Source organism: Burkholderia crassaminum (genome assembly GCF_964265005.1).
In the GTDB taxonomy this organism is placed as follows: domain Bacteria; phylum Pseudomonadota; class Gammaproteobacteria; order Burkholderiales; family Burkholderiaceae; genus Burkholderia.
Genome location: NZ_OZ183801.1, coordinates 388,622 through 410,875, shown reverse-complemented (window position 1 = coordinate 410,875; position 22,254 = coordinate 388,622). Strand labels below are relative to the sequence as shown.

Genomic DNA, 22,254 nt, shown 5'->3' with positions numbered 1-22,254 from the left:
GATGTGCACCCTGTTCAAAGGACGATCCGATGATCTACACCGTGGAATGCAGCTTCGCCGACCTCGAAAGCGAAGCCGAATGGAACGACTTCTACAGCCTTGAAAAGCTGCCCGCCCTGATCTCGGTGACGGGGTTTCACACGTCGCAGCGGTTCAAGGCGTTAAGCGGCGGTTGCCCTGTCTATCTGGCGATCCACACGATCGACGGCCTCGATGTCCTGACCGGCGACGAATATCGCCGGAAAGGCGGCGGCAACTTTGCGAAGTGGCAGCAACACATCACCGACTGGCATCGGAATCTCTACAGCGATATCGGTTTGGCCCCGGCGGTGAAGGAAGGTGAACACCTCGCGCTGAGTGCCGACGGCCCCGATCCGCTGATTCGGTTGGGCCTCGAACCGCTGGCCATGCAAGCCGTCGCGCTGGAGCAGTTTCCGGCACGACGCTGGCTCGCCGTCGTGCCGCGGAACAGCTTGCAGCTTGTCGAGGAACACCTGGAAGGCATTCACCTTTACGCGCCGATGACGGAGCAGCTGACAAGCGCGCGCTCCCTTTCGGCGGCCCACGAGTAGGCCCGCGATGCCAAACGTCACTTTCTCGATCGATGCGAAGCGGATGCCCGCTGATGAAAATCTTGCCGATCTGTCGCGCGACGCGGTTCAGCTCTGTACGCAGGTGCTCGAGGCGGCGCTCGAGAACGTCCACGTCATTTTTCAGGGGGTTCGTCATGGGCACGGACATCCTGTCTTCGCGGACATTCGATATCGCGTCGCGACATCTCGCACGCCGGCGGTCATGAACCGGTTCATGGAAGCGCTGGATCGTGCGATCGTTCACCGCACCGGTCTCACGGCGCGCATTCGGTGTTTTGGTTACACCGCGTCGAACATTCACGCCCGCAATTAGCCGATTCGGAGCAACACGATGGCCACTCTTACCTTTCCCGGTCAGCAAGTCGGGGATTTCACGATTACCGCCATCAGCGATGGCTACCTCACCGCGAGTCTCGACTTTCTGTCGAACATCGATTCGGACGAGGCATCAAAAATGCAGCGTGACGCCGGGCAGAAAGAGCCGGCGGCCGTGCATATCAATTGCTACGTCGTACGCGGCGCGGGCCGCACCGTTCTTATTGATGGTGGGGCGGGCGGATTCAGGCAATGGGGCGGCCAACTCAGGACGAACCTGGTGCTTGCCGGTATCGAGCCCGCTGCGATCGACACCATCCTGCTGACCCACGCGCATCCCGATCATGTCGGGGGGCTCGTCAATGATGCAGGACAGGTCGCGTTTCCGAATGCGGAGCTGGTCGCGCATCAACGAGAGGTCCGGTTCTGGCAGGACGACGGCAATCTGAGTCGCGCCAGCGAGCGGGCACGCGGAAATTTCGGGGTGGCGCGTCGGGTGTTCGATGCTTATGGCGACAGGCTTCGCATGGTCGACGAAGGACAAGTGCTCCCCGGCATCAGCGCACTGCCGATTCCGGGGCACACCGATGGACACACGGGATATGTGCTTGAATCCCGCGACCAGGGCCTGCTTGTATGGGGGGATGTGGTTCATTTCCCGCATATCCAGGTTCAGCGGCCGGAGGTGTCGATCGCGTTCGATCATGATGCGTCGCTGGCAGTTGCGACGCGGTCACGGCTTCTGGATCAGATCAGTTCGGAGGGGCTTTTGATCGCCGGCATGCATCTGGGGGAACTCGGGTTCGCACGCATCGAGCGACTGAGCGGGGGATACCGTTTGCGCTACGAGAACGAGGAATGAAGTTGCGTGCTCGGCATTGAAAGAGATCAGCCGCCAGCAACCGTGGCGTTCTGCATCGTGCTCGGTCATGTTTCCGACCGTCCTACTGCCAACGCATATTCAAGTCCTCATTTCCCTTACTGCTCGTTCCAAATTCGCCTGCACAATCACGCGATGAAACGGCGCAATGGTCGCAAGATAGATACGTCCCAGTCTGTTATGGCAATGCACCACTGTGCCCGCAAGCAGCTCGCGCCCATTTTTCGCATCGGCGAGAAGTTGGATGGTGACGCGAAAGTCCAGATGCCGGTCATCCGCGCCAACGATCAACTCCGTCGCGCTCTTTGACAGCACCGGTAAGTAGCCGATAACCGGTCCACGCGCCGCTCCGGCAAGACCAACGGCGCGAGACGATTTGACGCCGACTGTCGCCATCACCACATCGCGGATACACGTGAGCGCACGAATCCATCCCGCCTGGTGCTCGAACGCGATACGTGCCAGCACCTCGAGATTGTCGCCAGCTTCGGCCGGCAATTGAATTGCAAAGGCATCCAGCAGGTCCGCACCCGCGTAGAGCGGCACAAGCACACTGTCGCTAGGCATGGGAACGGCGCGCGCTTTGGTCATGAGTTCAGGTACCGGATGCTGGGGAGGGGCGTAGCCACTACTTCGGCACGTGCTACACTTTTCATAGCAATGAGAATGTAGCTAATTTTCCTGACATGCGCTACTGATTTGATAGCATCTTTGGAGCAAAAGACGTGACCGACACACCTCTCCCGGGCAATCCGGTTCGTGGCTCCCGCACAGGCCAGCCCGTTATGGCGCTGTTCGATCTTCTCGGGCGCAACTGGACCATGAGAATATTGTGGGAGTTGTGCCACGCCGGACCCTGCACGTTTCGAGAATTGCAAGGTCAGTGTGAGTCCGTTTCTCCTGGCGTCCTCAACTCGCGTCTCAAGGAACTCCGCGAGTCGAAACTCGTCGAGCTTGGTGCCGAGGGCTACCAGCCGACGCCCATGGGAAGGAGCTTGTTTGAAGTACTCCTTCCGTTGGATCGGTGGTCGAAACGCTGGGCGACTTCGTTGGCGCGCGATCAGTTGCCATGAACCTGGAAACTGCCGTTGGACGCGCCCGAGCGGGCTGCCATGCGGTGCGTGGGTAAGGAGGAGCAACGCTACCCGCGCCCTTCTCCAATGCTCGAACGGCGCCTCATGGCCGGCAACTGCAGGTCGTGAACGGCGGAAACCGACCCTGAATGGCCCTTCAGATTCATCCAAAGCGGCCAATCGTTGTGACCTGCGGCGGGATTTTGTAGCCACGCTCGATGAGTATCTTGGCCTCGGCGCGACTGCGGAATCATTCCCGATTAAATCGCTTCTCGCGCAGCGTGCCGTTGGAACCTTCAACGGAGTCATTCTGCCAAGGGCGGCAAGAACGGACACAGCGTGTACGATCTTGTCTTCAAGAAAACCATCCAAGGAGAGTGGAATGAATCCGGAACAGGCCCGAGCCGAAGAAACCCAGGCGATGGAGCGCATGGTGGCCGCCACGCTGCGCGTGCAGAGTACGTTCGCCTCGATGCAGAAGCAATTTCCGCCGCAAGGCAGCGGCGAGCCTTCGCCGCTCGCGCTGCAAACCTTTGATGCCGCCCTGCAGGAACTTGAAGACGCACAGGCCGCGTTCGATGCGCTGCTGAACGATCTGATCGACGGTAACCGCTAAAGGCTACGCCCTTATCTGCACCGATTGTCGACGATCTAAAAAGCTGTGTCGAACGGCCGTTTGTGGCCGGCAACTGCCGGCCGTGAGCAACAGAAACCACCCCCAAGCGGACACTCATTCATCATTGAGGTTCTTCAATTTACCGTTCAATGCTTCCCGCTCATGGTCAGACAGAATGGGCAACTCCAACCAGCCTTGATATAGCGGCCCAAGCCAGCAGCAGTATCCGGAATCCGGCCGCCAAGCCTCCAACCGCTCGAAGTGCCGGTGAATATCCAGCGCGTTGGCTCGTTGCGTGACGGATACCCAGGCAAGCGCCTTGATTGCCGCTATCGTCGCCCAATCGCTGGGCCCGAGCAAAGCGCTATATAGCAGGCTCCGGCGAAGCGAGCCCTCCCAATCGGTGCCATGCTGCGCGATGATCTGCAAGGCAACCATCTGCACCCGCGTCAACCACGTAAGCGCCGAGATTGATTGTGCGCGGCCCTCCGGTATGGCCGGTGGATGCACGATACACGCGAATACCTGAAGGACTTCGTCCTCGTTGAGCGCAACAGCAACATGACTCGCTTGCGCCCAGTTTCTCGGTGGTGAAAACGGTTCGAGGGCCAGCGCCGATACCGTCTCCAGGATGCGCAAGGAGGGCGACGGCAATGCGGGCGTCGCTTGATCACCTTCGTAGCGCCAAAGCGGATACCCGACAGGCGCAACCGGTTGGCGCGGGTCGGGAGACGGAATGCCCTCCGCAACGATGTGGACGTTACATGCCTCACGGCCATGGGATGCCAACTCCAGACGCAACGCCAAAGCATTGCTAGGCGCTTCCAGAGACGAGACCTTTAGACTGATGTCCCCGCCCGGATCGACAGGGTGACCTGTTTGAATGAATCGATCACGGAGTTGTCGGAGAATGTTCGCGCAAGCGTCCTGCGGTTCAGGCAGTGCGCCGCGTGCTCGAAACCACAAGCTATTGGCACGCTCGTTGCCCTCGCGGGCCAGACCGACAACTTGCTCCAACCAGGTGTCGTCCGCGGTCTCCTTCCACTGGCAATAGAAGCGTGACGGCTGCGCCCACGCATGTCCCGGCTCTTGTCGCAATACATCTTCATACCAACCCCGCGCGGCGGACCACCCTTCGCACTCCAACCACGTATCGGCGGCTTCGAGATACGCACTGATATCGTCAGGGCGGATCTCGATGGCTTTGCGAAAAGCGTGCTCGGCATCATCCGGGCAACGCATTTGTCGCAGAACCAGACCACGTGCAACGGCGGTGAACCAATCTTGAATCTCGGCCAGCGAGCCAGCCAATCGTAGTGCCTCGTCGAATTCCCCGGCGCGGCGCAATATTCCAAGGCGCAGCATCGGCCACTGTTGGCGAAGCGCTTCCGACGGCACGACCCGCGCTGACAGGGCGGCCCATCGTCGCGCATCGTGCAACTGACGCGCGCCGGATATCGAGGCTTCGGGGGTACGTGAAATGACGTTGCCGAACAAGCGCATCTGCAGGTTTGCGGGGAGGGATTCCAGCGCGCCGGCTGGTTCAAGCCATTCGAGTGCCCACGTGTTCAAGTAGTCCGTCGACTGGAGGGCGGCCTGTGCCTGCAACAGGCGATCGACCGCCTCCGGCAGTCGTCCTTGCCACGCCCAGAACAACGCCCGAAGCGCTTCGGTCGACGCGTAGTGGTGCTCGGTGTCCGGCAGCAAGACTTCATCCGCTCGACCACCCGCGCGTTCTGCATAGCGTCTCGCCAGATTCAGCCACTCCGGGCGCGCAGGTGCATAGGTGAGCAGATTGGCCAAGTGTTCGGCACCGTGCGTGAGCTTCTCGCCCGATTCGATTTCGGCGAAAGCGATAAATGCTTCGAACTCGGCAGTACCTGTGCGAAGTTCAAGCGCGTCACCTGACGCGGTTGCTGGCGCCGGGGCTTCAGATCCATTTCGTAAAAAACGCTTCCACCAGGACATCGCTTAGTTTTCCAATCTTATAAAGGTGACTTGCAGTCTGCGAATAGACGGACCTTCACGCCATCGTTCGACCTCGGGCGCTGGACGACTGCTCTTGGCAGGCTCCGCGCGTGGCGGTCGGTTGAAGTCGCCCCGGAGCGGTCTTTCAAGCATTCTCGGCGCGGTCATTTGATTTCCATGCGGACCTCACGTCACTTTCGCCGCAAGTAGGCGATCTGACGTTCACATACATCGGGTGAATAAGGTTGATAGTCGACGTCGTTCTGCACGACATAGACTCCGTAGCCAACGAATTCATAGTAAACGCGCATCGTCTCGGCATGCGAATGCGCCCAAAACGTCCAGACCCATTCACTTGCCGGCTCGTTGAGCGCGCGGGCGGCATCACCGTCCGGCCCGCTGGGAATGCATGCTGGAAGCAGGTTGCCGTGCTCGTCAGGACACAGCCAAACCTCATGCAGATAGCCCAACAGGGTTCTCATCCAGGTATCTCCCTGACTAGTGATCGCGTCATCAGCCACCCAAGCACTCAGCCACTGATTTGCGGAGCGAGGCATTGTCAACCATTGGCGGGATCGAGTCGAGTATCTCCAATTGGCCGAGCCGAGACAGACGAACTCGCTTCGGCTAGGATTTGTGTTGTATATCGCCGAGAGGCGCTGACGCCTCCAACTCGCGGCGAACTTTCCGCAGAAAGCGGATGTTCCGAATGCCCCACCCGAATACGGCTATCATAAACACCGCGATTACCGACATAGTCAGTGACCGGTCCCAAAAGCCGCGCACTGTCATGCAAAAAGCCAGAATGCTCCACACGCAAAGGAAAATTTCCCCACCTTCCGGCTCGCACACGATCTCACCGTTCTCATGGTCGCGCCACCCGATCAACGTCTGCCAGTTTCCGGCCTCTTTGAGATAAGCGGTAATCGTCATTCCTGATTCGATACGGGGCTTGCCGGGTGCAGCTACCGAGTACTCCTTGCGACTTGCACTTTCGAAGCCGAATAGCGTGACCTGCTTACGGTTCTGCGACGTCTGTACGACACTAAAAACGCGATCGAGTCGCACCGTTTCAAGCGGCATGGCAGTTTTCCCTGTCTTGAGCCTTTCTGCACTGCGCAAGCTGCGTTGGCACGCGAGAAAGAAGATCATTCGCCGACGTGACTGTGTGTTCCTATTGCAGCCAAGATGGAACGGAACCCCTCGCGCTCACCCAAGAAATCGGTCCACCGCGGATCTACCGACTATCCGGCTACCCGGTTCCTCGTGAATCGTACATGTAGTGCAAACGCACGGTGCCGCAGACTCTGAGGAAAACGTCGGTTCTGGGAAATTTCCCGCAGTATGTCGCCTATCTCATCGTCAACGGCTAGACCTTGTTCCAACCAACCGATCGCAAGGTCACACCAATATGGAGTAGGCCATCGTAGCCCAGCCAAGACAACTTCGCGAGCGGAATTGATGCTCGACGAGAATGCATCCAAAGGGTGTTCAAGCGGCTTGACTAACGAGGGCGATTTCATTTGAGACGTTGCTCAACCTGGTTGGGGAGATCACGTACAAGGCGAGTCTGATCGATTGTCACCAATGCAGGCGTCCATGTCGACTGACCGCTGCTGGCCGAACCGAGCCGGACGCGATCTGACATCGTCTGTCCAATCAAGTCCAAATTTTTACATATGAGCAGGCATCTGGACATACGTTGTCCGGCCAATGCGTGACATTGCGTTCACGCCACCCGCCGGTCGATTTACGCCGAAGCCGCACTGCTCGCCGCCATCGCTCGGATAACTGTATCGCGACCGCTGCGCGCCCGATCGCCGCGCAAGCCGCCGCACACACGTTCCTCCCGCCAGCGAGGCCGCACGTGAATCGCACAAACGCACGATACCCCCGCCAAACGCCGAGCCGCGTTATTCACCCGTTTGAATTGAGTGGCGCGTTTTGAGGGTTATACGACCTTTGCGCCATACTCCTCGCATTCCATACTGCACGTGGAAGGTCAAGCCGGAAAAGGCACACAAGCGCGACTGCGTTTCGCGCCCTCGGCCTGATCAATCACGACGTAAAAATGGAGCGGAAGATGAGGCTTAAAAACAAGTCGGCGTTAATCACGGGCGGTACCAGCGGCATCGGTCTTGCAACCGCAAAGCTGTTCATTGCGGAAGGCGCCCGGGTAGCGGTTACAGGCCGCGACGATGCGGTGTTCGAGCGGGTGAAGGCCGAGCTTGGCGAGAATGCGCTCGTTCTCAAGGGCGACGTCCGTTCGCTCGAGGACATGCGGGCGATTGCCGCCGAGGTAAAGGAGAAGTTCGGCGGCCTGGATGTCGTGTTCGCGAACGCGGGCTGGGCTTTCCCGTCCGCAGTCAACGACATCGACGACGCACTCTACGACAAGATCATGGACGTCAACGTCAAGGGCGTGGTGGTCACGCTTCAGGCGGTGCTGCCGGACCTGCGAGCGGGCGCGTCGGTCATTCTCAATACATCGTTCGTCGCGCAGACCGGCCAGCATGGCATCTCGTTGACTGCGGCAGCGAAGGCCGCCGTCCGATCGCTCGCCCGCAGCTGGTCCTACGAGTTTCTCGACCGGAAGATCCGCTTCAACGCGATCGCTCCCGGCGCAATCGACACGCCCCTGCTCTCCAAGTGGGGCATGCCCGACGAATGGGTTCGCGATCGCAAGGCCGAGTTCGCCAAAGCCATTCCGGTGGGCCGCATGGGCCAGGCCGAGGACATCGCCTACGCGGCGCTTTATCTCGCCAGCGACGAATCCGCGTATGTCGTCGGCACCGAACTGGTCGTCGATGGCGGCGCCTCGCAGCTTTAAGCCGGCGGTGCCCGATTCCTGAGCCCTGCACGTCTTCCCGGCTCATCCACATCCTCATCTCATGTCCGCCACGGTGTTCGTCGCGGCCATTCAATCCGGTCCTGCCTGGTTGCGCTCGCAGCGGGGCCGAAGTGCAAGGAGAAACGATCTTGACCGACAGTAACGAAAACAATACTTCCGGAACGCCGCTCACGAGAGCAGGCCGTTCGCGCCGCGATGCGCTCAAGTTTGGCGGCGTCGCCACCCTCGGCGCCGTCCTGGGCGGAGGCGCATTGCTTGGGCACGTACCCCCTGCTCTTGCGCAGGCTGGCGGCGATGGCGCACTTGCCCCGAATGAACCGCTCAATATCCTGATCGTCAACTACGACGGCGGGACGCTTCTCGACTTCGCCGGCCCCAGCGAGATCTTCCATCGACTGCCGAATACGAACGTGCGCTACGCGAGCCTCAACGGCGGCAACGTGACGCTCGAATTCGGCGTCGTGTACGGCAAGACCGAGCGGCTGGCCGATATCGAGAAGGCCGACGTGCTCCTGGTCCCTGGCGGGTCCGATCTGTCGGCACCGATGCAACCCGCGTATCAAGCGCAGATCCGGCGCCTCGCGGAAAGCGCCAAGCACGTTACGTCGGTTTGCAACGGCTCGCTCGTGCTCGCCGCAACGGGCGTTCTCAAGGGCAAGCGAAGCGCCTGCCATTGGGCCTTCGTCAACAAGCTGGCCGAATATGGCGCCATTCCCGTTCCCGATCGTTTCGTGGAAGACGACAACGGCCGGTTCATGAGCGGCGGCGGCGTGACGGCGGGCATCGACTTCGCGCTTCGCGTTGCGGAGAAACTGCGCGGTCGACAGGCTGCCGAATTCACGCAACTCGTGATCGAATATGACCCCGCGCCGCCGTTCCACTCCGGCCATCCGAGAGACGCGCGGCCGGAAGTCATCGCGATGGTCGACAAGGAATTGCCTGGCGCATCCAAGGGGCTCGCACGCATTCCAGGCGTTCGGTGAAACATGCGCAGGCAATGTGTAAGGGCCCTCTTCAGGCCTCGATGATCACCGACTCCGACATTGCCTGCTCGCCGCGACAATTTTCGTAGTCCTCTCAATTCAAGCCATGACCGGAATTCACTCGATGCAACAGAATCGTATCTTCGCTACTGCACTTGCAGCAGCCTGCGTCACCTTTTTCGCGTTTGCAACGCCGGCGATTGCCGGTGGTTCGCAACGTCCGCCCGAAGCAGCCATCAAAGCCGAGAATGCACGATGGGCGGATGCCTTTGCGCGAGGAGACTACGAGGCAATCGGTCGCCTCTATACCCGCGACGGCACACTCTTGCCGCCCGGCGGCGACAAGATTACGGGGAGCAGCGCGATCACCGAGTACTTCACCAAGGGGTATGCCGGATCGAAGCCTGCCACCGTATCGTTCAGCAATTACGAGTTCTACGGTAACGACCGGATCGTGACGGAGGTTTCGGATGCGGAGGTCCGTGACCACGATGGAAAGCTCAAATACCGCGGCAAGCAGACGCTCGTCTTTCTGAAGCAGGGCGGCGCCTGGAAGCTGCATCGCGACATGTGGAACGACTATGGTCCGCTGACAGCGAATGACCATTGAGCATCGTGCGAAACAGGTCATGACCTGCTCAAAGCGCCACTAGTCCGTTAAACGGACATTCAGAGGCAGCGCGCCGATCGGCCTGGAGTCGATCAGCGCGCGCCGTTCGATCGGCTCTCGCGTCGAATCGCTTGCGGCGGGTGCCCATGCAGTTTGATGAAGGCCCGCCGCATCCGCTCCGGATCGGTGAATCCTACCGCCAGCGCAATCTGTTCGATCGGTTCGCTACCGCCCTGCAGGCGCAGCCGCGCCGCCTCGACGCGTAAGCGCTCGACCGCCCTGGCAGGTGTTTCACCGGTTTCCCGGCGAAATGCCCGGCCGAACTGTCGCAAACTCAGGTTTGCGGCATCGGCGAGCCGTTCGACAGGCAACGCTTCAGCCAGATGCTCCCTCGCAAAATTCAGCGCGATGCGGATACGATCCGACTCCGGCTCCATCTGCGACATCGCGGAGAATTGGGACTGGCCGCCCGGTCGACGATACGGAACCACCAGAAGCCTGGAGACAGCGCGCGCAACCTCCGCGCCCATATCCCTTTCAATCATGCCGAGCGCCAGGTCGATTCCGGAGGCGATGCCCGCCGACGTCCAGATCCGGCCCTCCTCGATATAGATACAGTCGCCCTCGACCCGGGTGCGCGGGAAACGCGACTGCAATTGCGCCGCGTATAGCCAGTGCGTCGTGGCTCTCAAGCCGTCCAGCAAGCCGGTTTCCGCCAGCAGAAACGCCGCCGTACACACGCTTGCCACCCGCGAGGCCCGGGCGCCCAGTTTCCTGGCGGCGGCGATGTTCTCCGGTGCCTGCATCGGCTCGATATCCCCGCCCACGAAAATGACGGTGTCGAACGTACGCCGTCCGATCGGTTTCGTTTCGATCGAGAGGCCCGAGTTGCCGGGAACCGGCCCGCCGGACTGCGAGATGACATGGAGATCATAGGGCGTATGGCCCGCCGCCATGGCCACCTGATTGAAGGCCGACAGTGGCCCACCCAGATCGAGCACATCGTAGCCACGGCAAACGAAGAATCCGATTCGATGCATGACGAAGTCGTTATATGAAAATCCCGGAAAGTCGTATTTTACGGAGAACCCTCGAATAGCGCCATCAAGCCTGAAATGAGGGAAAAATGTCGTTTACGTCGTGATCAATTGTCCGTATGCCTAACGGCTGACATCAGCCCGGCTCGGCCAGGACAGGCGCAGGCCCACCCCACTCCGTATTCACCGTCCGGCACAGCATCGGAGACATCTCATACCGTTCTCGCAATGCGCGGCTGTAACGATTCCCCTTCCCGTTTGAACGTCTCGCCGTAAAGCATCATGAAAAACACCCCAAGGGCTGGATTTGCATCCAGCTTTTGGGGTGTCGTTCATGAAGCGTGTTTCCTTTCTTGCCGCTCGACTCAGTGCCCGGCTTGCTGCTGCGTGAGGTATTTGTCGAGCGCGTCCATTGTTCCGCCCCAGCCTTGCGACATGCTGGCGTGCGACGCGTCGAAGATGGCTTCCTCGGCTTCGCTGGCATCCAGCGCGCGCCACTCGAGGCGCATCAATGTGCCGCTCTCGATTTCGCTCAGCGTGGTTGTCGAGAGCGTATAGAGCGGCCATTGCTCCGCCATCGGATGTCGCGTCACACCACCTTCTGCATCACTGAATTGCACGACGACGACGATACGTTCAGGCGGCGTCAATTCGCGGAATGTCCATTTTCCCCACATCGCCGGGGCGTCGGGCGCACTCTTCGGCTTCATCGCGTAGTGAAAGACGCCGCCCACACGCGCGTCCACCGTACAGTGGGGCATTTCCATACCGGGCGGGCTCATCCACTTGCTCAAGTGCTCGGCTTCGGTCAACGCGGCATAGACGAGTTCGCGTGGCGCAGCGAAGCGGCGCTCGATGACGAAGGGAGCGGACAGTTTGTCAGTCATGGCGGCGAATCTTCCTGGTTCGGGTTGAGGTCACTTTGGACGTGGTTTTCGGTGCAACTTTCCCGTCCAGGTCCTGGACAGGCTTCTGTTGCAATTGCTGCAGGTAACGATCGAGCTGGTCGAGACGCTGCTCCCACAGAGCGCGATATTGCATTGCCCAGTCGGCTGCCTCCTTGAGCGGCGCGGGCACGATACGACACGGGCGAAACTGGCGGTCGCGCCCTTGCGTGATGAGGCCGGCCTTCGCAAGGACGCGCAGGTGCTTGCTGATGGCCGGCGCACTCATATCGAATGGGCCGGCCAGATCGCCAACCGTGGCCTCGCCTTGCGCCAGTCGCGCGAGGATCGCGCGTCGCGTAGGGTCAGCAAGCGCAGCAAATGTGACGCTGAGGTGGTCCGCTTCCAATTATTTTTCCAATTGGTTAATTAGCCGATTGGTTAATCATGATGCAGATCGAACCTGCTCGTCAAGGTGTCCGCGCAAGTGATCTCCGCGCAGGCACGTTCAGGCCGCTGGCGAACTCACGCAGCCCACGGGTGACACGACCATGCATCCCGCCAACCTACCTGCAAACGCCCCCAACGCTGCAGCAGTACCTTCGCCCTACCCGACAACGTCCAACGCGGACAGTTGCGCCAAGCCCCATGCCCGCCCATTCCGGGACCTGACACGCCGCCCTCTCATCCCTCTACGATGCTCATCGCATCCCCGCCGAAGCGGCCTGCCCGACACGCGCGTTACCCGGTCGAACAAAATCGGAAACATTCAGCGAAACCGTATCGGCTTTCGCACTCGAACGCGTCTTCCGGGCGACCGCCAGGATCGGGGCCAAGTGCTCGTAAAAGCATTCGAGCTGTCGCGCGTCGGATGCCAGTCGCTCAAGGTCGCACGCCTTCTCGAGAATCAACCGGGAAATATGAAAACGCTGAAGCCCGCGGCCGACCCGAATCTGAAACACGACGCCATCGCTGCTATGCGGCACCCCCGCCCACACAAGCGAACTGCGGTCCATGAAGCCTCCGAAAAATCATAATCGTCACATCAATATGCCAGTCATCCCCGACGCTGCATATTTGTATTTCAAAATTGTGGCGCTCGACACATCGTCATGTTCCCGGGAATTGAATATTGCGCCGCAGCAAAAGTGTCCGTAGACTGGGTTCGCACGTCCGATGTAGTTGCCCTGCAGTCGCCCCATGACGGGAGAGCACGCCATGACGACTTCTTCGTCCGCACTGAGCCAGGCCCCCCCGGCCCTCCACGTGTTCCAGCAAGACGGTGGCTGGCACTGGGGCATCACGGTTCCTCGTTCCCCGGGGGGCGGCTTCAAACTGATCGCATTCAGTCACCACATCTTTTCCACTGAAGACACCGCCCAACACGACGGCGCTCGAGCGTTGGCGTCCATCGTCGCAAATGACGTGCATTGAGGCTCGCGGCTCAGACAATTGCACCGTCCTTGAGTTTTCACAGTCAGATGCAATACTCCTATCACCCTTCGATGCGAGGTCACGTACCGCGCGCGATGACGGGCTCCGCCACTCGTCTGACCTGCCCGATCGTCGGTGACGAACCAGGCCGACCGGTTTCCGCCTGCGACCCCGTTTAGGGGTGCGTTGCAATCAAGCTCACGGCGAACATCACTCGAGAAAGGTGCAACGCAAAGACTGCTACATCCACGCAATTGCTCACCGTGTTTGAAAGCCATCGAGAGAAGATCACTGCCACGGTCAACCGACCGACATTGCCGAAAGACGGCCGGCAGATCCAACTCGACCAGTCAGACTTCTAAACCGAAGCCAGCTTGCGGGCCGGCATGCCGACAGCAGACAGGAGGCGTTACATGAACATCCGGATCGTGGTTCCCTGCACCCTCGTTCTTGTTGCCCTCAGCGCTCACGCTGCCGACATCACCGGCGCAGGCAGCACGTTCGCAGCACCGATTTACGCGAAATGGGCCGATGCGTACAAGAAGGCGGGCGGTGGCAAGGTCAACTATCAAGGCATCGGCTCGTCGGGCGGCCTGAAGCAAATCAACGCGAAAACGGTCGATTTTGCCGGCTCGGACGCGCCGCTGAAGGATGACGAGCTCGCGAAGGCAGGCCTGTTCCAGTTTCCGACAGTGGTGGGCGGCGTGGTGCCGGTCGTCAACGTGCCGGGCGTGAAGGCTGGCGAACTGACGCTGTCGGGCCCGGTGCTCGGCGACATCTACCTCGGCAAGATCACGAAGTGGAACGACCCCGCCATCACCGCGTTGAACCCGAAGGTCAAGCTATCGGACACGGACATCGCCGTGGTTCGCCGGGCTGACGGTTCGGGCACGAGCTTCATCTGGACGAACTATCTGTCGAAGGTCAGCGGCGCATGGAAGGCGAAGGTCGGCGAAGGCACGACGGTCAACTGGCCGACGGGCACGGGCGGCAAGGGCAACGACGGCGTCGCCGCGTTCGTGCAGCGCCTGCCGGGCGCAATCGGCTACGTCGAATGGGCGTACGCGAAGAAGAACAACATGGTCTACACCGCGCTGAAGAACTCGACGGGCACGGTGGTCGCGCCGAAGACGGAAACGTTCAAGGCCGCTGCGGCAGGCGCGAACTGGTCGAAGTCGTTCTACCAGATCCTGACGGACGAGCCGGGCAAGGACGCATGGCCGGTGGTCGGCGCGACGTTCGTGCTGCTGCACGCAAAGCAGGACAAGCCGGCACAAGGTGCGGAAACGCTCAAGTTCTTCGACTGGGCATTCCACAACGGCAACCAGGCCGCCACGGATCTGGACTACATCTCGCTTCCCGATTCGGTGGTGTCCGAAATCCGCAAGCAGTGGAAAACGAAAATCACGGATGCCGCCGGCAAGGCGATTGCAAACTGAGGGCTCCTGAGAAGCCGCGATCGGGGACACCACATTACCGCTGAAACCGACTCACTTTTCGATGAAGGTAGCGCGATTTTTTATCGCGCTACGGCAGATAAGGCGCGATGTTCGTCAGTGCACGATCAACGTACGCTTCCTTCTCCCCGACCGGTGCAACGTAGTGAAGTGCGCTCCGCGCGGCTTCCTCACCCTCCAAGCGTGCAATGATCCACGCGGCGAGATATTGCGAAGCAAAACAGCCACCGGCCGTTGCGACGTTACCTTGAGCGTAGAACGGCTGATTGAGGACTTCGACGCCGGCCTCGACTACCCACGGTTTGGTCGTGAGATCCGTGCAGGCCGGGATGTTGTCGAGGAAGCCGAGCTTTGCCAGCACCAGCGTGCCCGAACACTGGGCACCAATCAATTGCCGGGCCGGATCGAGATTCAACTGCTCCATCAGCGTCGCGTCGTTGACGACATCCCGGGTTCGAATGCCGCTCCCGACGATGACGGCATCTGCCGTGCATGCGTCCGCCAACGTCGACTGCGCCTGCACGGTCACACCATTCGTCGATGTGACGAAATGCTCCGGGCATGAAAGCGTGACCCGCCAGTCGGGCTTCTTGATGCGATTGAGCACGCCGAGTGCGATGAGGGAGTCGAGTTCGTTGAAGCCCTGAAAGGTCAGAATAGCGATATGCATGGGGTGCCCTGTCTGGAGTCAGTCGATGCATCTTGCCAGAACGCCGCCATGAACGGCTTTGCCTTACGTCGGATTCACCCAGTCGATGCAACACGCTCGAGGCGTATGCGGTCCGCAAGCAACGCCTGTTGGATCGGTATGCGCGGAGTCGGATTGAGTCTTCCCGCGATGACGGACGATTCTTTACGGCATGCTTACTGTCAACCGTAGCGCCGCGAGGATCGTTCATACGTTGCAAAGCGGCTTTCTCCCGGCGGCCCGTTCATCGCACGCCAGTCCCTGTTCGAATCCATGCTGGTTCCCTCTCGGCAAGACCGGCGCAACCGTTATCGGAGCCCTATGACATTTCGTCTGTTCGCACGTGCAGCAGCCACGATTCCCGTGCTTTGCATTGTGATGCTTGGCGGGTGCATCGCCGCGGCGCAGCCCCCTGCCGACGTGACCGGTTCATATCAGTCGCACACCGACGCGTATCTGAAGCCTGCGCCCGGCGCCCGCACGGCCGGCGCACCTTTTGTTCACCCCGGCCTGCTGCATACGGAGCGCGATTTCACGCGCATGCGCGAGAGCGTCGCCGCGCGACGGCAGCCGTGGTTCGACAGCTGGCAACGCCTGGTTGCCAACCGGCATGCGTCGCTCGACTGGAAGCCGAATCCGCAACCGGCCATCTATCGCGGACGCAACCCCGACCACGCAGAGAACTACGCCACGCTCTTCAACGATGCCGCTGCGGCCTACGCGCTTGCACTTCGGTGGAAGATCACCGGCGACGACGCCTACGCGCAACACGCCATAGAAGTCCTGAATGCGTGGTCGCGCATGCTGACGACGATCGACGGCAGTTCCGACAAATTCCTGGCTTCCGGCATTTACGGCTACGAGCTGGCGAACGCCGGCGAAATCCTCCGCACGTCCGCACTGTGGCACCCCGACGATCTCCGACGCTTCCAGTCGATGATGCTCGGCGTGTTCTATCCGATGAACCACGATTTCCTGACGCGGCACAACGGCGCAAAGATCGACCACTACTGGGCCAACTGGGATCTCGCCAACATGGCATCGATGCTGGCGATCGGGGTTCTGACCGACCGTCACGACATCTATGCCGAGGCAGTCGACTACTTCAAGCATGGCGCGGGCAACGGTTCAATCGAACATGTGGTGTGGAAGCTGTATCCGGATGGGCTGGGGCAGGTGCAGGAAAGTGGCCGCGACCAGGGACACACCATGCTCGACATCGCGCTACTCGGGGCGTTCTGTCAGATGGCCTGGAGCCAGGGGGACGATCTTTACGGATACGACGACAACCGATTCCTGCGCGGGGCGGAGTACGCCGCCCGATACAACCTCGGGAAGGACGTGCCTTACACGCAATACACGAACAGCGACGTCACTCAGCCTGTCATCTCGCCGAATTCGCGCGGTGACGGGCGTCCGATCTGGGCACTCGTCTACAACCATTACGTTGTGCTCAAAGGGCTCTCCGCGCCGGACGTCGAGGCTTATGCCCGCAAGGTCGCGCCGGAAGGCGGCGGTGGCGACTACGGTCCCAACAGCGGCGGCTTCGATCAACTGGGATATGGGACGTTGACATATACGCTCAAATGACCGCCTGCGTCTCGGGAAGATCATCCGGAGCGGCGTGGCTGGCGTAACAGGAGGCGTGATTTTCGATCAGCGGAGATCGGCCGGCATGTTCCAGGGGAACAGCGCGTCGTAGTCGTCGGCGGTCTTCGCCCGTGATGAGCGCGTATGACTGAGAACCGAAACTTGCGTAGCCGGCTGGTGATTGGTCGGAAACGAGATGGCCGTCGTGAGTACGACGATGCTGCGCGGGACGAACCGGTTCGGCTATGCCTGCAGCCCGGCGTTTCGATTGCCCGAACAGCAATGGAGCATGACCTCGATCCCGAACTGCTGTGCAGTTGGGTCGCACGTCATCAGAAAATCCAGGCTCGATTCGAGCATGAGCGAGTAGCTCGCATGCCGGTGGTTGCTGATGGCGTTTCCGTCGAGCTTGATCTACACGACGTCGTCCAGTGCCTTGACCGCTGCGATTCGTGGCTCGGTGATCCAGAGCGCATCGATAATCTGAAACACCAACGGGGCCAGCGGCGTACCGATGACCTGCTCTCGGGCAAGCGCGAGTTCAAACAAGGCGGAAATATCGACACGCCGTTCCGCGGCGTTCACGACGGAGACAGGACCGCCGCCCTTGCGCGGCATATAGATCAATGAAACCAGGACGCGGTCGGCAGGCCCGGCGCTTTCCCCCCAGTCCCCCAACACAAGGTCAATGATCGGTGGATGGTCCGGCCTTCCGACCGCCCATTGGACAAAGTAGACACCAACAACTGAATCGCCCTGGTGCAGTTCGCCCGTGATTCTCCTCGTCTCGTGACCACAGCACGTGCAATTGAAAGTGGATTCTTCCCCTGGGCACGCGTGTATCGATTCGTCGGTTGACATTGGGCGGAGTCCCCAAAATAGTTGAAGGTTGAAAGCGGCGGATCCCGCGGGCATCCGGGAAAATCGGGTTTCCAGGACCAAGCTCCCGGACAGGAGAACCGCCGAAACGAAGCCTACCGAGAAACCGGGCCACCGCCCCCAAAGCGCACCACCCAATTACGCTGAAGAACGTCGTTCGTGGATCGCAACCCTTCGACATCCGCTTGCGGAGCAGGTTGGCGTTGGTCGCGTGCTCCTGCGCCACGCGAGCCACCGACACGCCCGGGGGTCACGCCGCTTCGACCAATGCGCACTTGCCCTTCTCGTCGTAGCGGCGCGGGCCGTCGCTGCCTCGACGAACTACGCTCAACTCAAAGCCTTGTCAGCCATAGGTGCCCACCATTCCGAATGGGTGGACACCGGTGCGCCTCGCTCAGAGCGCCGTTGGGTAGACGCCGATAATGGATCGCTTACCTTGAAACCGCAGGCGAGCCCCGAACGGCCAGCCCTGTTCCACGACTGGCACGACTCACACCACCGCATCAAGGCTGGCGCTTGCCACGGCCTCCAGCGGGTTTGCCGGCCGGCTTGCTTGCTCCCCCAGCCGGCTTGCCCGCCGGCTTGCCCGCCGGTTTGCTGCGCGGCTTTTGCGCGCTGAACGGGCTGCCGATGGTGTAATCCGGTCCGTTGCCGCCCGGCTTCGCGTGCGGCGCCGCAGGCTTGCGCTTACCTTCTCCGCCTTGCGCTTGCGGGCGCGGCTTTTTACCGGCCACCTGCTTGGCAACCGGCGCCGCTTGCGGCACTTTGGGCTTCTTCGGCTTTTTGGGTTTCTTGATGATCTCGCCCGTCGCGCTGGTTTCCGGCACACGGTGTTCGGCCTCGAAACCCGGCTCTTCTTCACGGCGCAGCGTTTGCCGGATCAGCGCTTCGATCGCGGCCAGTTGCGGCGCTTCGTCGGCGCACACCAGCGACACCGCCACACCGCTGGCGCCCGCGCGGCCGGTACGGCCGATTCGGTGCACATAGTCTTGCGCCACGATCGGCAGATCAACGTTGATCACCAGCGGCAGGTCGTCGATATCCAGCCCGCGCGCCGCCACGTCGGTGGCGACCAGCATCTGTACTTCACCCGTCTTGAAGCGCTCCAGCGCACGCAGGCGCGCGGGTTGCGGCTTGTCGCCGTGGATGGTGTCGACCGCATAGCCTGCTTCGTCGAGCATGGCCGCCAGATAATCCACGCCGTTGCGCGTCTTGACGAACACCAGCGCATGCTCCCACTTGTTCTCGGCCACGAGGTGCATGAAGAGGTCGGGCTTGTTCCGCTTGTCCACCGGCACCACCCACTGCTTGATCTTGCTGGCCGTGGCATTGGGCGGGCTGACGCTGATGTTGACCGGGCCGCGCAGAATGCTCGCCGCCATCGCGCGGATGTCGTCGGTAAACGTGGCCGAGAACAGCAGGGTCTGGCGCTGCGCGGGCAATGCGGCAAAAACGGCGTTCAGTTCGCGCGCGAAACCGAGATCCAGCATGCGGTCGGCTTCGTCGAGCACCAGTGTTTGCACCTGATCGAACTGCACCGCGTTCTGGCGATTGAGATCCAGCAACCGGCCCGGCGTGGCAACGAGCACATCCACGCCCTTGCGCAACTTCATCATCTGCGGGTTGATACTCACGCCGCCGTAGGCGGCCAGGAATCGCAGGTCGAGCCCCTTGCCGTACGCGATGAAGCTTTGCAGCAATTGTTCAGCCAGTTCACGCGTGGGCACCAGCACCAGCACACGTGCGCGGTTGCTGGACACCGCCGGGCCGTGCTGCACCAGCCGCTGCAACAGCGGCAGCGCGAAACCCGCCGTCTTGCCGGTGCCGGTCTGGGCCCCGGCCATCACGTCCTTGCCGTCGAGCACGGCGGGAATCGCCTTGGCCTGCACCGGCGTGGGGGCCTGGTAATTGAGGTCCTGCAGATTACGCAGCAAGGGATCGATCAGGCCGAGCGAGGCAAAAGACATGGACGTATTCCGGGCTAAAACCGCAATTCTAGCGGTTGCCGGGCAGATCAAGGCCCGCCGCTCCCGGCGGGAAGCCGCCGACGGGGAACGACACGGCCAAACCGGAAGCCGCGACTGGCGCAAAGCAAACGAATCCAGCCCCTTTTCCCGCATCAACGCGCACTCGCAGCCGCTCGGCGCTTTACCTGTCCATCACTTCATGGCTTGTGGTTCCGGCAATGAGGTGACCGGAAGACTGACGTATCGCATCTTCGGGTTGCCGACGAAGGCGGGCTCGCGCCGCTCGACGCTGCTCTTTTGCGAAAGCCAGGTGATAAGCTCGATGCCGGCGCACTGTCGCGCATCGACGCGCCCCGAACCCTGCCCCCACGACCGCAACGAGCCTCCCATGCCCCTCGCCCCGTCCGTTCTCTCCGCGTTCACGCCAACCGGCAAGCTGCGCGCGTCGATCAATCTCGGCAACCCGATCCTCGCGAACCGCGACCCGGAAACCGGCGAACCGTTCGGCGTGTCGATCGACCTCGCGCGCGCGTTCGCCGAACGCCTGTCGGCCGAGCTGGAGCTCGTGGTGTTCGACGCCGCCGGCAAATCGGTGCAGGCACTGACCGACGAGCGTGCCGATTTCGGTTTCTTCGCGGTCGATCCGCTGCGCGGCGAAACGGTCGCGTTCACGGCACCGTACGTGCTGATCGAGGGGTTCTATCTCGTGCGCGACGCTTCGCCGATCCGCACGAACGCGGACGTCGACCAGCCCGACAACCGCGTGACCGTCGGCAAGGGCAGCGCGTACGACCTGTTCCTCACGCGCGAGCTGAAGGCCGCGCAGATCGTCCGTGCGCCGACGTCGCAAGCCGTCGTGCAGACCTTCGTCGAACAGCAACTGGAAGTGGCCGCTGGCGTGAAGCAGCAGCTCGAGGCCGACGCGGCGAAAACGCCCGGCCTGCGCCTGCTCGACGAGCGCTTCATGGTGATCCGGCAGGCAATGGGCGTGCCGAAGAGTCGCGGCGAAGCCGCCGCAGCGGCGCTGAATGCGTTCGTCGAGGAAATGAAGGCGTCGGGCTTCGTCGCGGATGCGCTGCGGCGGCATGGCATCACCGGCGCATCCGTCGCGCCGCCGGGCTGATCGAAAACGGCGCGGAGCCGCATGACCGGCGGCAGGACGACGCCGCGCTGCGCGTGATCGTCGACGCCCTGCCGTTCAACGGCAACGGCCCGCTCATGCGGCCGGAATTGCCGGTGCGGCTGTTGCGCGCGAAGCCGTGCCGGCGCGGCGTCCCCTGCTCCGAAAAACCGCAAAATCTGCAAACCCGCCGACCCTACATTGCTCCTCCAGGAGCCCGCAATTGAAACCCCGAACCCTGACCCAATACGCCCGGCGCATGGACCCCGTCCTGCGCTGGCTGGCAAGCCACCCCGACGCCAACCCGGATCTGTATCTGCTGGCCGACCTCGCGTGCTTGTCGCCGTATCACTTTCACCGCGTCTACCGCGCGATGATCGGCGAGACGGTGAACGCCACCGTGCAGCGCATCCGCATGCACCGCGCGGCGGTCGCGTTGGGCGGGACCGGGGCGCCATTGCGCGACGTTGCGCAGCGTGCCGGCTATGCGTCGGATGCTGCCTTCAACCGTGCGTTCGGCGCGACCTTCGGCGTATCGCCGGGGCGCTACCGCGCGGCCCGCTCCGTTCCGTTCAATCCACAGGAGCTCGGCATGTATCCCGTTACCATCGAAACCTTCCCCGGCGCCGTGCTGGCCGCCTTGCCGCATCGCGGCAGCTATCAGGAAATCGGCCCGGTGTTCACCCGGGCGTTCATGCTGGCCGCCGCCCGCGGCCTGGCGCGCCCCGAGGCGATCGGCATCGGCGTGTATTTCGACGATCCCGAGCAGGTGCCGGCCGACCGGTTGCGCTCGATGGCGGGCATGTCCGTCGCGCCCGACGCCGAGCTGGGCGACGAACTCGAACGCTTCGAGATCCCCGCGGGCCGCTGCGCGATCCTGACCTACACGGGGCCGTATAACGAGATGGACCAGCCGTATAACTGGATGTTCTCCGAATGGCTGCCCGCCAGCGGCATGGTGCCCGCCGATTTCCCGATGTTCGAGCAGTACCTGAACGACCCGCGCAGCACTCCGCCGGCGCAGTTGCAGACGCGCATCTGCATGCCGTTGAAGTAAGCGCCGCAGGCCCCGGCGGATAACCGCCGGGGCCTGCCGGCGATGCTCCCCCGGCCGGGCACGCCCCGCCGAGGGGAGGTCGCGGCCACCCTGGCGCCTGTTCGCGCAGCGTCTCGGCGGCCAACAAGGCATCGCGCCGCCGCGACGCCGAGCGGCTCGGCCGCATCGTGAACCCGCGCAAACGGGAGCCGGAGAACAACGCGCTCGCGCGTTTGCCGGCCGAATCGATACTCGACCACACGGTGCTACATG

24 protein-coding genes are annotated in these 22,254 nt (G+C 61.7%); 14 read left to right on the top strand and 10 right to left on the bottom strand.

What is annotated here, in order from left to right:
* Positions 1 to 29 precede the first annotated feature (29 nt).
* From ACPTTF_RS35075 to ACPTTF_RS35065, 3 genes are read left to right on the top strand one after another with little or no spacing between them, the layout of a single operon-like run.
* Entirely contained in the window at positions 30 to 572 is a 543-nt protein-coding gene (locus tag ACPTTF_RS35075; protein ID WP_423372174.1) for a sugar ABC transporter, read from the top strand.
* Between the two features lie 7 nt (positions 573 to 579).
* Positions 580 to 906, top strand: a complete 327-nt coding sequence (locus ACPTTF_RS35070) for a hypothetical protein (RefSeq protein WP_423372173.1) — start codon at positions 580 to 582, stop codon at positions 904 to 906.
* Between the two features lie 18 nt (positions 907 to 924).
* Positions 925 to 1,770, top strand: coding sequence for an MBL fold metallo-hydrolase (locus ACPTTF_RS35065; protein WP_423372172.1), 846 nt, complete (start codon positions 925 to 927; stop codon positions 1,768 to 1,770).
* A 99-nt stretch (positions 1,771 to 1,869) separates the two neighbouring features.
* Here ACPTTF_RS35065 and ACPTTF_RS35060 read toward each other — a convergent pair whose 3' ends face one another.
* Positions 1,870 to 2,379: a DUF2867 domain-containing protein gene (locus ACPTTF_RS35060; protein WP_423372171.1), complete on the bottom strand. Its 510-nt coding sequence runs from the start codon at positions 2,377 to 2,379 to the stop codon at positions 1,870 to 1,872.
* A gap of 194 nt (positions 2,380 to 2,573) precedes the next feature.
* On the opposite strand from ACPTTF_RS35060, the gene ACPTTF_RS35055 reads away from it, so the two are divergent.
* Both ACPTTF_RS35055 and ACPTTF_RS35050 read left to right on the top strand, forming a co-directional pair.
* Complete coding sequence (locus ACPTTF_RS35055; RefSeq protein ID WP_423372615.1) at positions 2,574 to 2,861, top strand: winged helix-turn-helix transcriptional regulator; 288 nt, start codon at positions 2,574 to 2,576, stop codon at positions 2,859 to 2,861.
* A 382-nt stretch (positions 2,862 to 3,243) separates the two neighbouring features.
* On the top strand, positions 3,244 to 3,477 hold the full coding sequence (locus ACPTTF_RS35050) for a hypothetical protein (RefSeq protein WP_423372149.1): 234 nt from the start codon (positions 3,244 to 3,246) through the stop codon (positions 3,475 to 3,477).
* Between the two features lie 114 nt (positions 3,478 to 3,591).
* Here the strand turns inward: ACPTTF_RS35050 and ACPTTF_RS35045 are convergent, their stop codons facing one another.
* From ACPTTF_RS35045 to ACPTTF_RS35035, 3 genes are all read right to left on the bottom strand, one after another.
* Complete coding sequence (locus ACPTTF_RS35045) at positions 3,592 to 5,445, bottom strand: hypothetical protein (protein ID WP_423372170.1); 1,854 nt, start codon at positions 5,443 to 5,445, stop codon at positions 3,592 to 3,594.
* A gap of 191 nt (positions 5,446 to 5,636) precedes the next feature.
* Positions 5,637 to 5,927, bottom strand: a complete 291-nt coding sequence (locus ACPTTF_RS35040; protein ID WP_423372169.1) for a hypothetical protein — start codon at positions 5,925 to 5,927, stop codon at positions 5,637 to 5,639.
* A gap of 145 nt (positions 5,928 to 6,072) precedes the next feature.
* A complete protein-coding gene (locus ACPTTF_RS35035) occupies positions 6,073 to 6,528 on the bottom strand; it encodes a hypothetical protein (RefSeq protein WP_423372168.1) in 456 nt (151 codons plus the stop codon).
* A 1,000-nt stretch (positions 6,529 to 7,528) separates the two neighbouring features.
* Here ACPTTF_RS35035 and ACPTTF_RS35030 point away from each other — a divergent pair.
* The 3 genes from ACPTTF_RS35030 (at position 7,529) to ACPTTF_RS35020 (ending at position 9,889) form a co-directional block, all read left to right on the top strand.
* Positions 7,529 to 8,275 (top strand): SDR family oxidoreductase, encoded by a 747-nt coding sequence (locus ACPTTF_RS35030; protein ID WP_166958808.1) that lies wholly within the window; start codon positions 7,529 to 7,531, stop codon positions 8,273 to 8,275.
* Positions 8,276 to 8,424: 149 nt separating this feature from the next.
* Positions 8,425 to 9,279 carry a DJ-1/PfpI family protein gene (locus ACPTTF_RS35025; RefSeq protein WP_423372167.1) on the top strand — a complete coding sequence of 285 codons (855 nt, stop codon included), beginning with the start codon at positions 8,425 to 8,427 and terminating at the stop codon, positions 9,277 to 9,279.
* 124 nt (positions 9,280 to 9,403) lie between these two features.
* On the top strand, positions 9,404 to 9,889 hold the full coding sequence (locus tag ACPTTF_RS35020) for a YybH family protein (protein ID WP_423372166.1): 486 nt from the start codon (positions 9,404 to 9,406) through the stop codon (positions 9,887 to 9,889).
* Between the two features lie 92 nt (positions 9,890 to 9,981).
* Here ACPTTF_RS35020 and ACPTTF_RS35015 read toward each other — a convergent pair whose 3' ends face one another.
* The 4 genes from ACPTTF_RS35015 to ACPTTF_RS35000 all read right to left on the bottom strand — a co-directional run bounded on the left by ACPTTF_RS35015 (position 9,982) and on the right by ACPTTF_RS35000 (position 12,826).
* Positions 9,982 to 10,929, bottom strand: a complete 948-nt coding sequence (locus ACPTTF_RS35015) for a GlxA family transcriptional regulator (protein WP_423372165.1) — start codon at positions 10,927 to 10,929, stop codon at positions 9,982 to 9,984.
* Positions 10,930 to 11,291: 362 nt separating this feature from the next.
* Positions 11,292 to 11,813, bottom strand: a complete 522-nt coding sequence (locus ACPTTF_RS35010) for an SRPBCC family protein (RefSeq protein WP_423372164.1) — start codon at positions 11,811 to 11,813, stop codon at positions 11,292 to 11,294.
* Positions 11,806 to 12,219, bottom strand: coding sequence for an ArsR/SmtB family transcription factor (locus ACPTTF_RS35005; protein WP_423372163.1), 414 nt, complete (start codon positions 12,217 to 12,219; stop codon positions 11,806 to 11,808). The genes ACPTTF_RS35010 and ACPTTF_RS35005 overlap by 8 nt, the downstream gene beginning before the upstream one ends.
* Before the next feature lie 292 nt (positions 12,220 to 12,511).
* Positions 12,512 to 12,826, bottom strand: a complete 315-nt coding sequence (locus tag ACPTTF_RS35000; RefSeq protein ID WP_423372162.1) for a hypothetical protein — start codon at positions 12,824 to 12,826, stop codon at positions 12,512 to 12,514.
* A 202-nt stretch (positions 12,827 to 13,028) separates the two neighbouring features.
* Here ACPTTF_RS35000 and ACPTTF_RS34995 point away from each other — a divergent pair, with 202 nt between their 5' ends.
* Together ACPTTF_RS34995 and pstS are read left to right on the top strand one after the other, a co-directional pair.
* Positions 13,029 to 13,244 (top strand): hypothetical protein, encoded by a 216-nt coding sequence (locus ACPTTF_RS34995; RefSeq protein WP_166958294.1) that lies wholly within the window; start codon positions 13,029 to 13,031, stop codon positions 13,242 to 13,244.
* Between the two features lie 413 nt (positions 13,245 to 13,657).
* A complete protein-coding gene (pstS, locus tag ACPTTF_RS34990) occupies positions 13,658 to 14,683 on the top strand; it encodes a phosphate ABC transporter substrate-binding protein PstS (RefSeq protein WP_166958296.1) in 1,026 nt (341 codons plus the stop codon).
* An 88-nt stretch (positions 14,684 to 14,771) separates the two neighbouring features.
* Here pstS and ACPTTF_RS34985 read toward each other — a convergent pair whose 3' ends face one another.
* Positions 14,772 to 15,371 (bottom strand): DJ-1/PfpI family protein, encoded by a 600-nt coding sequence (locus ACPTTF_RS34985; protein ID WP_423372161.1) that lies wholly within the window; start codon positions 15,369 to 15,371, stop codon positions 14,772 to 14,774.
* Between the two features lie 339 nt (positions 15,372 to 15,710).
* On the opposite strand from ACPTTF_RS34985, the gene ACPTTF_RS34980 reads away from it, so the two are divergent.
* Positions 15,711 to 16,979 (top strand): alginate lyase family protein, encoded by a 1,269-nt coding sequence (locus ACPTTF_RS34980; RefSeq protein ID WP_423372160.1) that lies wholly within the window; start codon positions 15,711 to 15,713, stop codon positions 16,977 to 16,979.
* 144 nt (positions 16,980 to 17,123) lie between these two features.
* Positions 17,124 to 17,609 (top strand): transposase, encoded by a 486-nt coding sequence (locus tag ACPTTF_RS34975; protein ID WP_423372159.1) that lies wholly within the window; start codon positions 17,124 to 17,126, stop codon positions 17,607 to 17,609.
* Positions 17,610 to 18,361: 752 nt separating this feature from the next.
* Here ACPTTF_RS34975 and ACPTTF_RS34970 read toward each other — a convergent pair.
* On the bottom strand, positions 18,362 to 19,825 hold the full coding sequence (locus ACPTTF_RS34970) for a DEAD/DEAH box helicase (RefSeq protein ID WP_423372158.1): 1,464 nt from the start codon (positions 19,823 to 19,825) through the stop codon (positions 18,362 to 18,364).
* 388 nt (positions 19,826 to 20,213) lie between these two features.
* On the opposite strand from ACPTTF_RS34970, the gene ACPTTF_RS34965 reads away from it, so the two are divergent.
* A complete protein-coding gene (locus ACPTTF_RS34965) occupies positions 20,214 to 20,948 on the top strand; it encodes an ABC transporter substrate-binding protein (protein ID WP_166958305.1) in 735 nt (244 codons plus the stop codon).
* A 220-nt stretch (positions 20,949 to 21,168) separates the two neighbouring features.
* A complete protein-coding gene (locus ACPTTF_RS34960; RefSeq protein WP_423372157.1) occupies positions 21,169 to 22,002 on the top strand; it encodes an AraC family transcriptional regulator in 834 nt (277 codons plus the stop codon).
* Positions 22,003 to 22,254 lie beyond the last annotated feature (252 nt).

Excerpts from the sequence above, each read along its gene's own strand:
- ACPTTF_RS35075 (WP_423372174.1), top strand. The coding sequence starts at position 30 with ATGATCTACACCGTGGAATGCAGCTTCGCCGACCTCGAAAGCGAAGCC.
- ACPTTF_RS35070 (WP_423372173.1), top strand. The coding sequence starts at position 580 with ATGCCAAACGTCACTTTCTCGATCGATGCGAAGCGGATGCCCGCTGAT.
- ACPTTF_RS35065 (WP_423372172.1), top strand. The coding sequence starts at position 925 with ATGGCCACTCTTACCTTTCCCGGTCAGCAAGTCGGGGATTTCACGATT.
- ACPTTF_RS35060 (WP_423372171.1), bottom strand. The coding sequence starts at position 2,379 with ATGACCAAAGCGCGCGCCGTTCCCATGCCTAGCGACAGTGTGCTTGTG.
- ACPTTF_RS35055 (WP_423372615.1), top strand. The coding sequence starts at position 2,574 with ATGGCGCTGTTCGATCTTCTCGGGCGCAACTGGACCATGAGAATATTG.
- ACPTTF_RS35050 (WP_423372149.1), top strand. The coding sequence starts at position 3,244 with ATGAATCCGGAACAGGCCCGAGCCGAAGAAACCCAGGCGATGGAGCGC.
- ACPTTF_RS35045 (WP_423372170.1), bottom strand. The coding sequence starts at position 5,445 with ATGTCCTGGTGGAAGCGTTTTTTACGAAATGGATCTGAAGCCCCGGCG.
- ACPTTF_RS35040 (WP_423372169.1), bottom strand. The coding sequence starts at position 5,927 with ATGAGAACCCTGTTGGGCTATCTGCATGAGGTTTGGCTGTGTCCTGAC.
- ACPTTF_RS35035 (WP_423372168.1), bottom strand. The coding sequence starts at position 6,528 with ATGCCGCTTGAAACGGTGCGACTCGATCGCGTTTTTAGTGTCGTACAG.
- ACPTTF_RS35030 (WP_166958808.1), top strand. The coding sequence starts at position 7,529 with ATGAGGCTTAAAAACAAGTCGGCGTTAATCACGGGCGGTACCAGCGGC.
- ACPTTF_RS35020 (WP_423372166.1), top strand. The coding sequence starts at position 9,404 with ATGCAACAGAATCGTATCTTCGCTACTGCACTTGCAGCAGCCTGCGTC.
- ACPTTF_RS35015 (WP_423372165.1), bottom strand. The coding sequence starts at position 10,929 with ATGCATCGAATCGGATTCTTCGTTTGCCGTGGCTACGATGTGCTCGAT.
- ACPTTF_RS35010 (WP_423372164.1), bottom strand. The coding sequence starts at position 11,813 with ATGACTGACAAACTGTCCGCTCCCTTCGTCATCGAGCGCCGCTTCGCT.
- ACPTTF_RS35000 (WP_423372162.1), bottom strand. The coding sequence starts at position 12,826 with ATGGACCGCAGTTCGCTTGTGTGGGCGGGGGTGCCGCATAGCAGCGAT.
- ACPTTF_RS34995 (WP_166958294.1), top strand. The coding sequence starts at position 13,029 with ATGACGACTTCTTCGTCCGCACTGAGCCAGGCCCCCCCGGCCCTCCAC.
- pstS (WP_166958296.1), top strand. The coding sequence starts at position 13,658 with ATGAACATCCGGATCGTGGTTCCCTGCACCCTCGTTCTTGTTGCCCTC.
- ACPTTF_RS34985 (WP_423372161.1), bottom strand. The coding sequence starts at position 15,371 with ATGCATATCGCTATTCTGACCTTTCAGGGCTTCAACGAACTCGACTCC.
- ACPTTF_RS34980 (WP_423372160.1), top strand. The coding sequence starts at position 15,711 with ATGACATTTCGTCTGTTCGCACGTGCAGCAGCCACGATTCCCGTGCTT.
- ACPTTF_RS34975 (WP_423372159.1), top strand. The coding sequence starts at position 17,124 with ATGACTGAGAACCGAAACTTGCGTAGCCGGCTGGTGATTGGTCGGAAA.
- ACPTTF_RS34970 (WP_423372158.1), bottom strand. The coding sequence starts at position 19,825 with ATGTCTTTTGCCTCGCTCGGCCTGATCGATCCCTTGCTGCGTAATCTG.
- ACPTTF_RS34965 (WP_166958305.1), top strand. The coding sequence starts at position 20,214 with ATGCCCCTCGCCCCGTCCGTTCTCTCCGCGTTCACGCCAACCGGCAAG.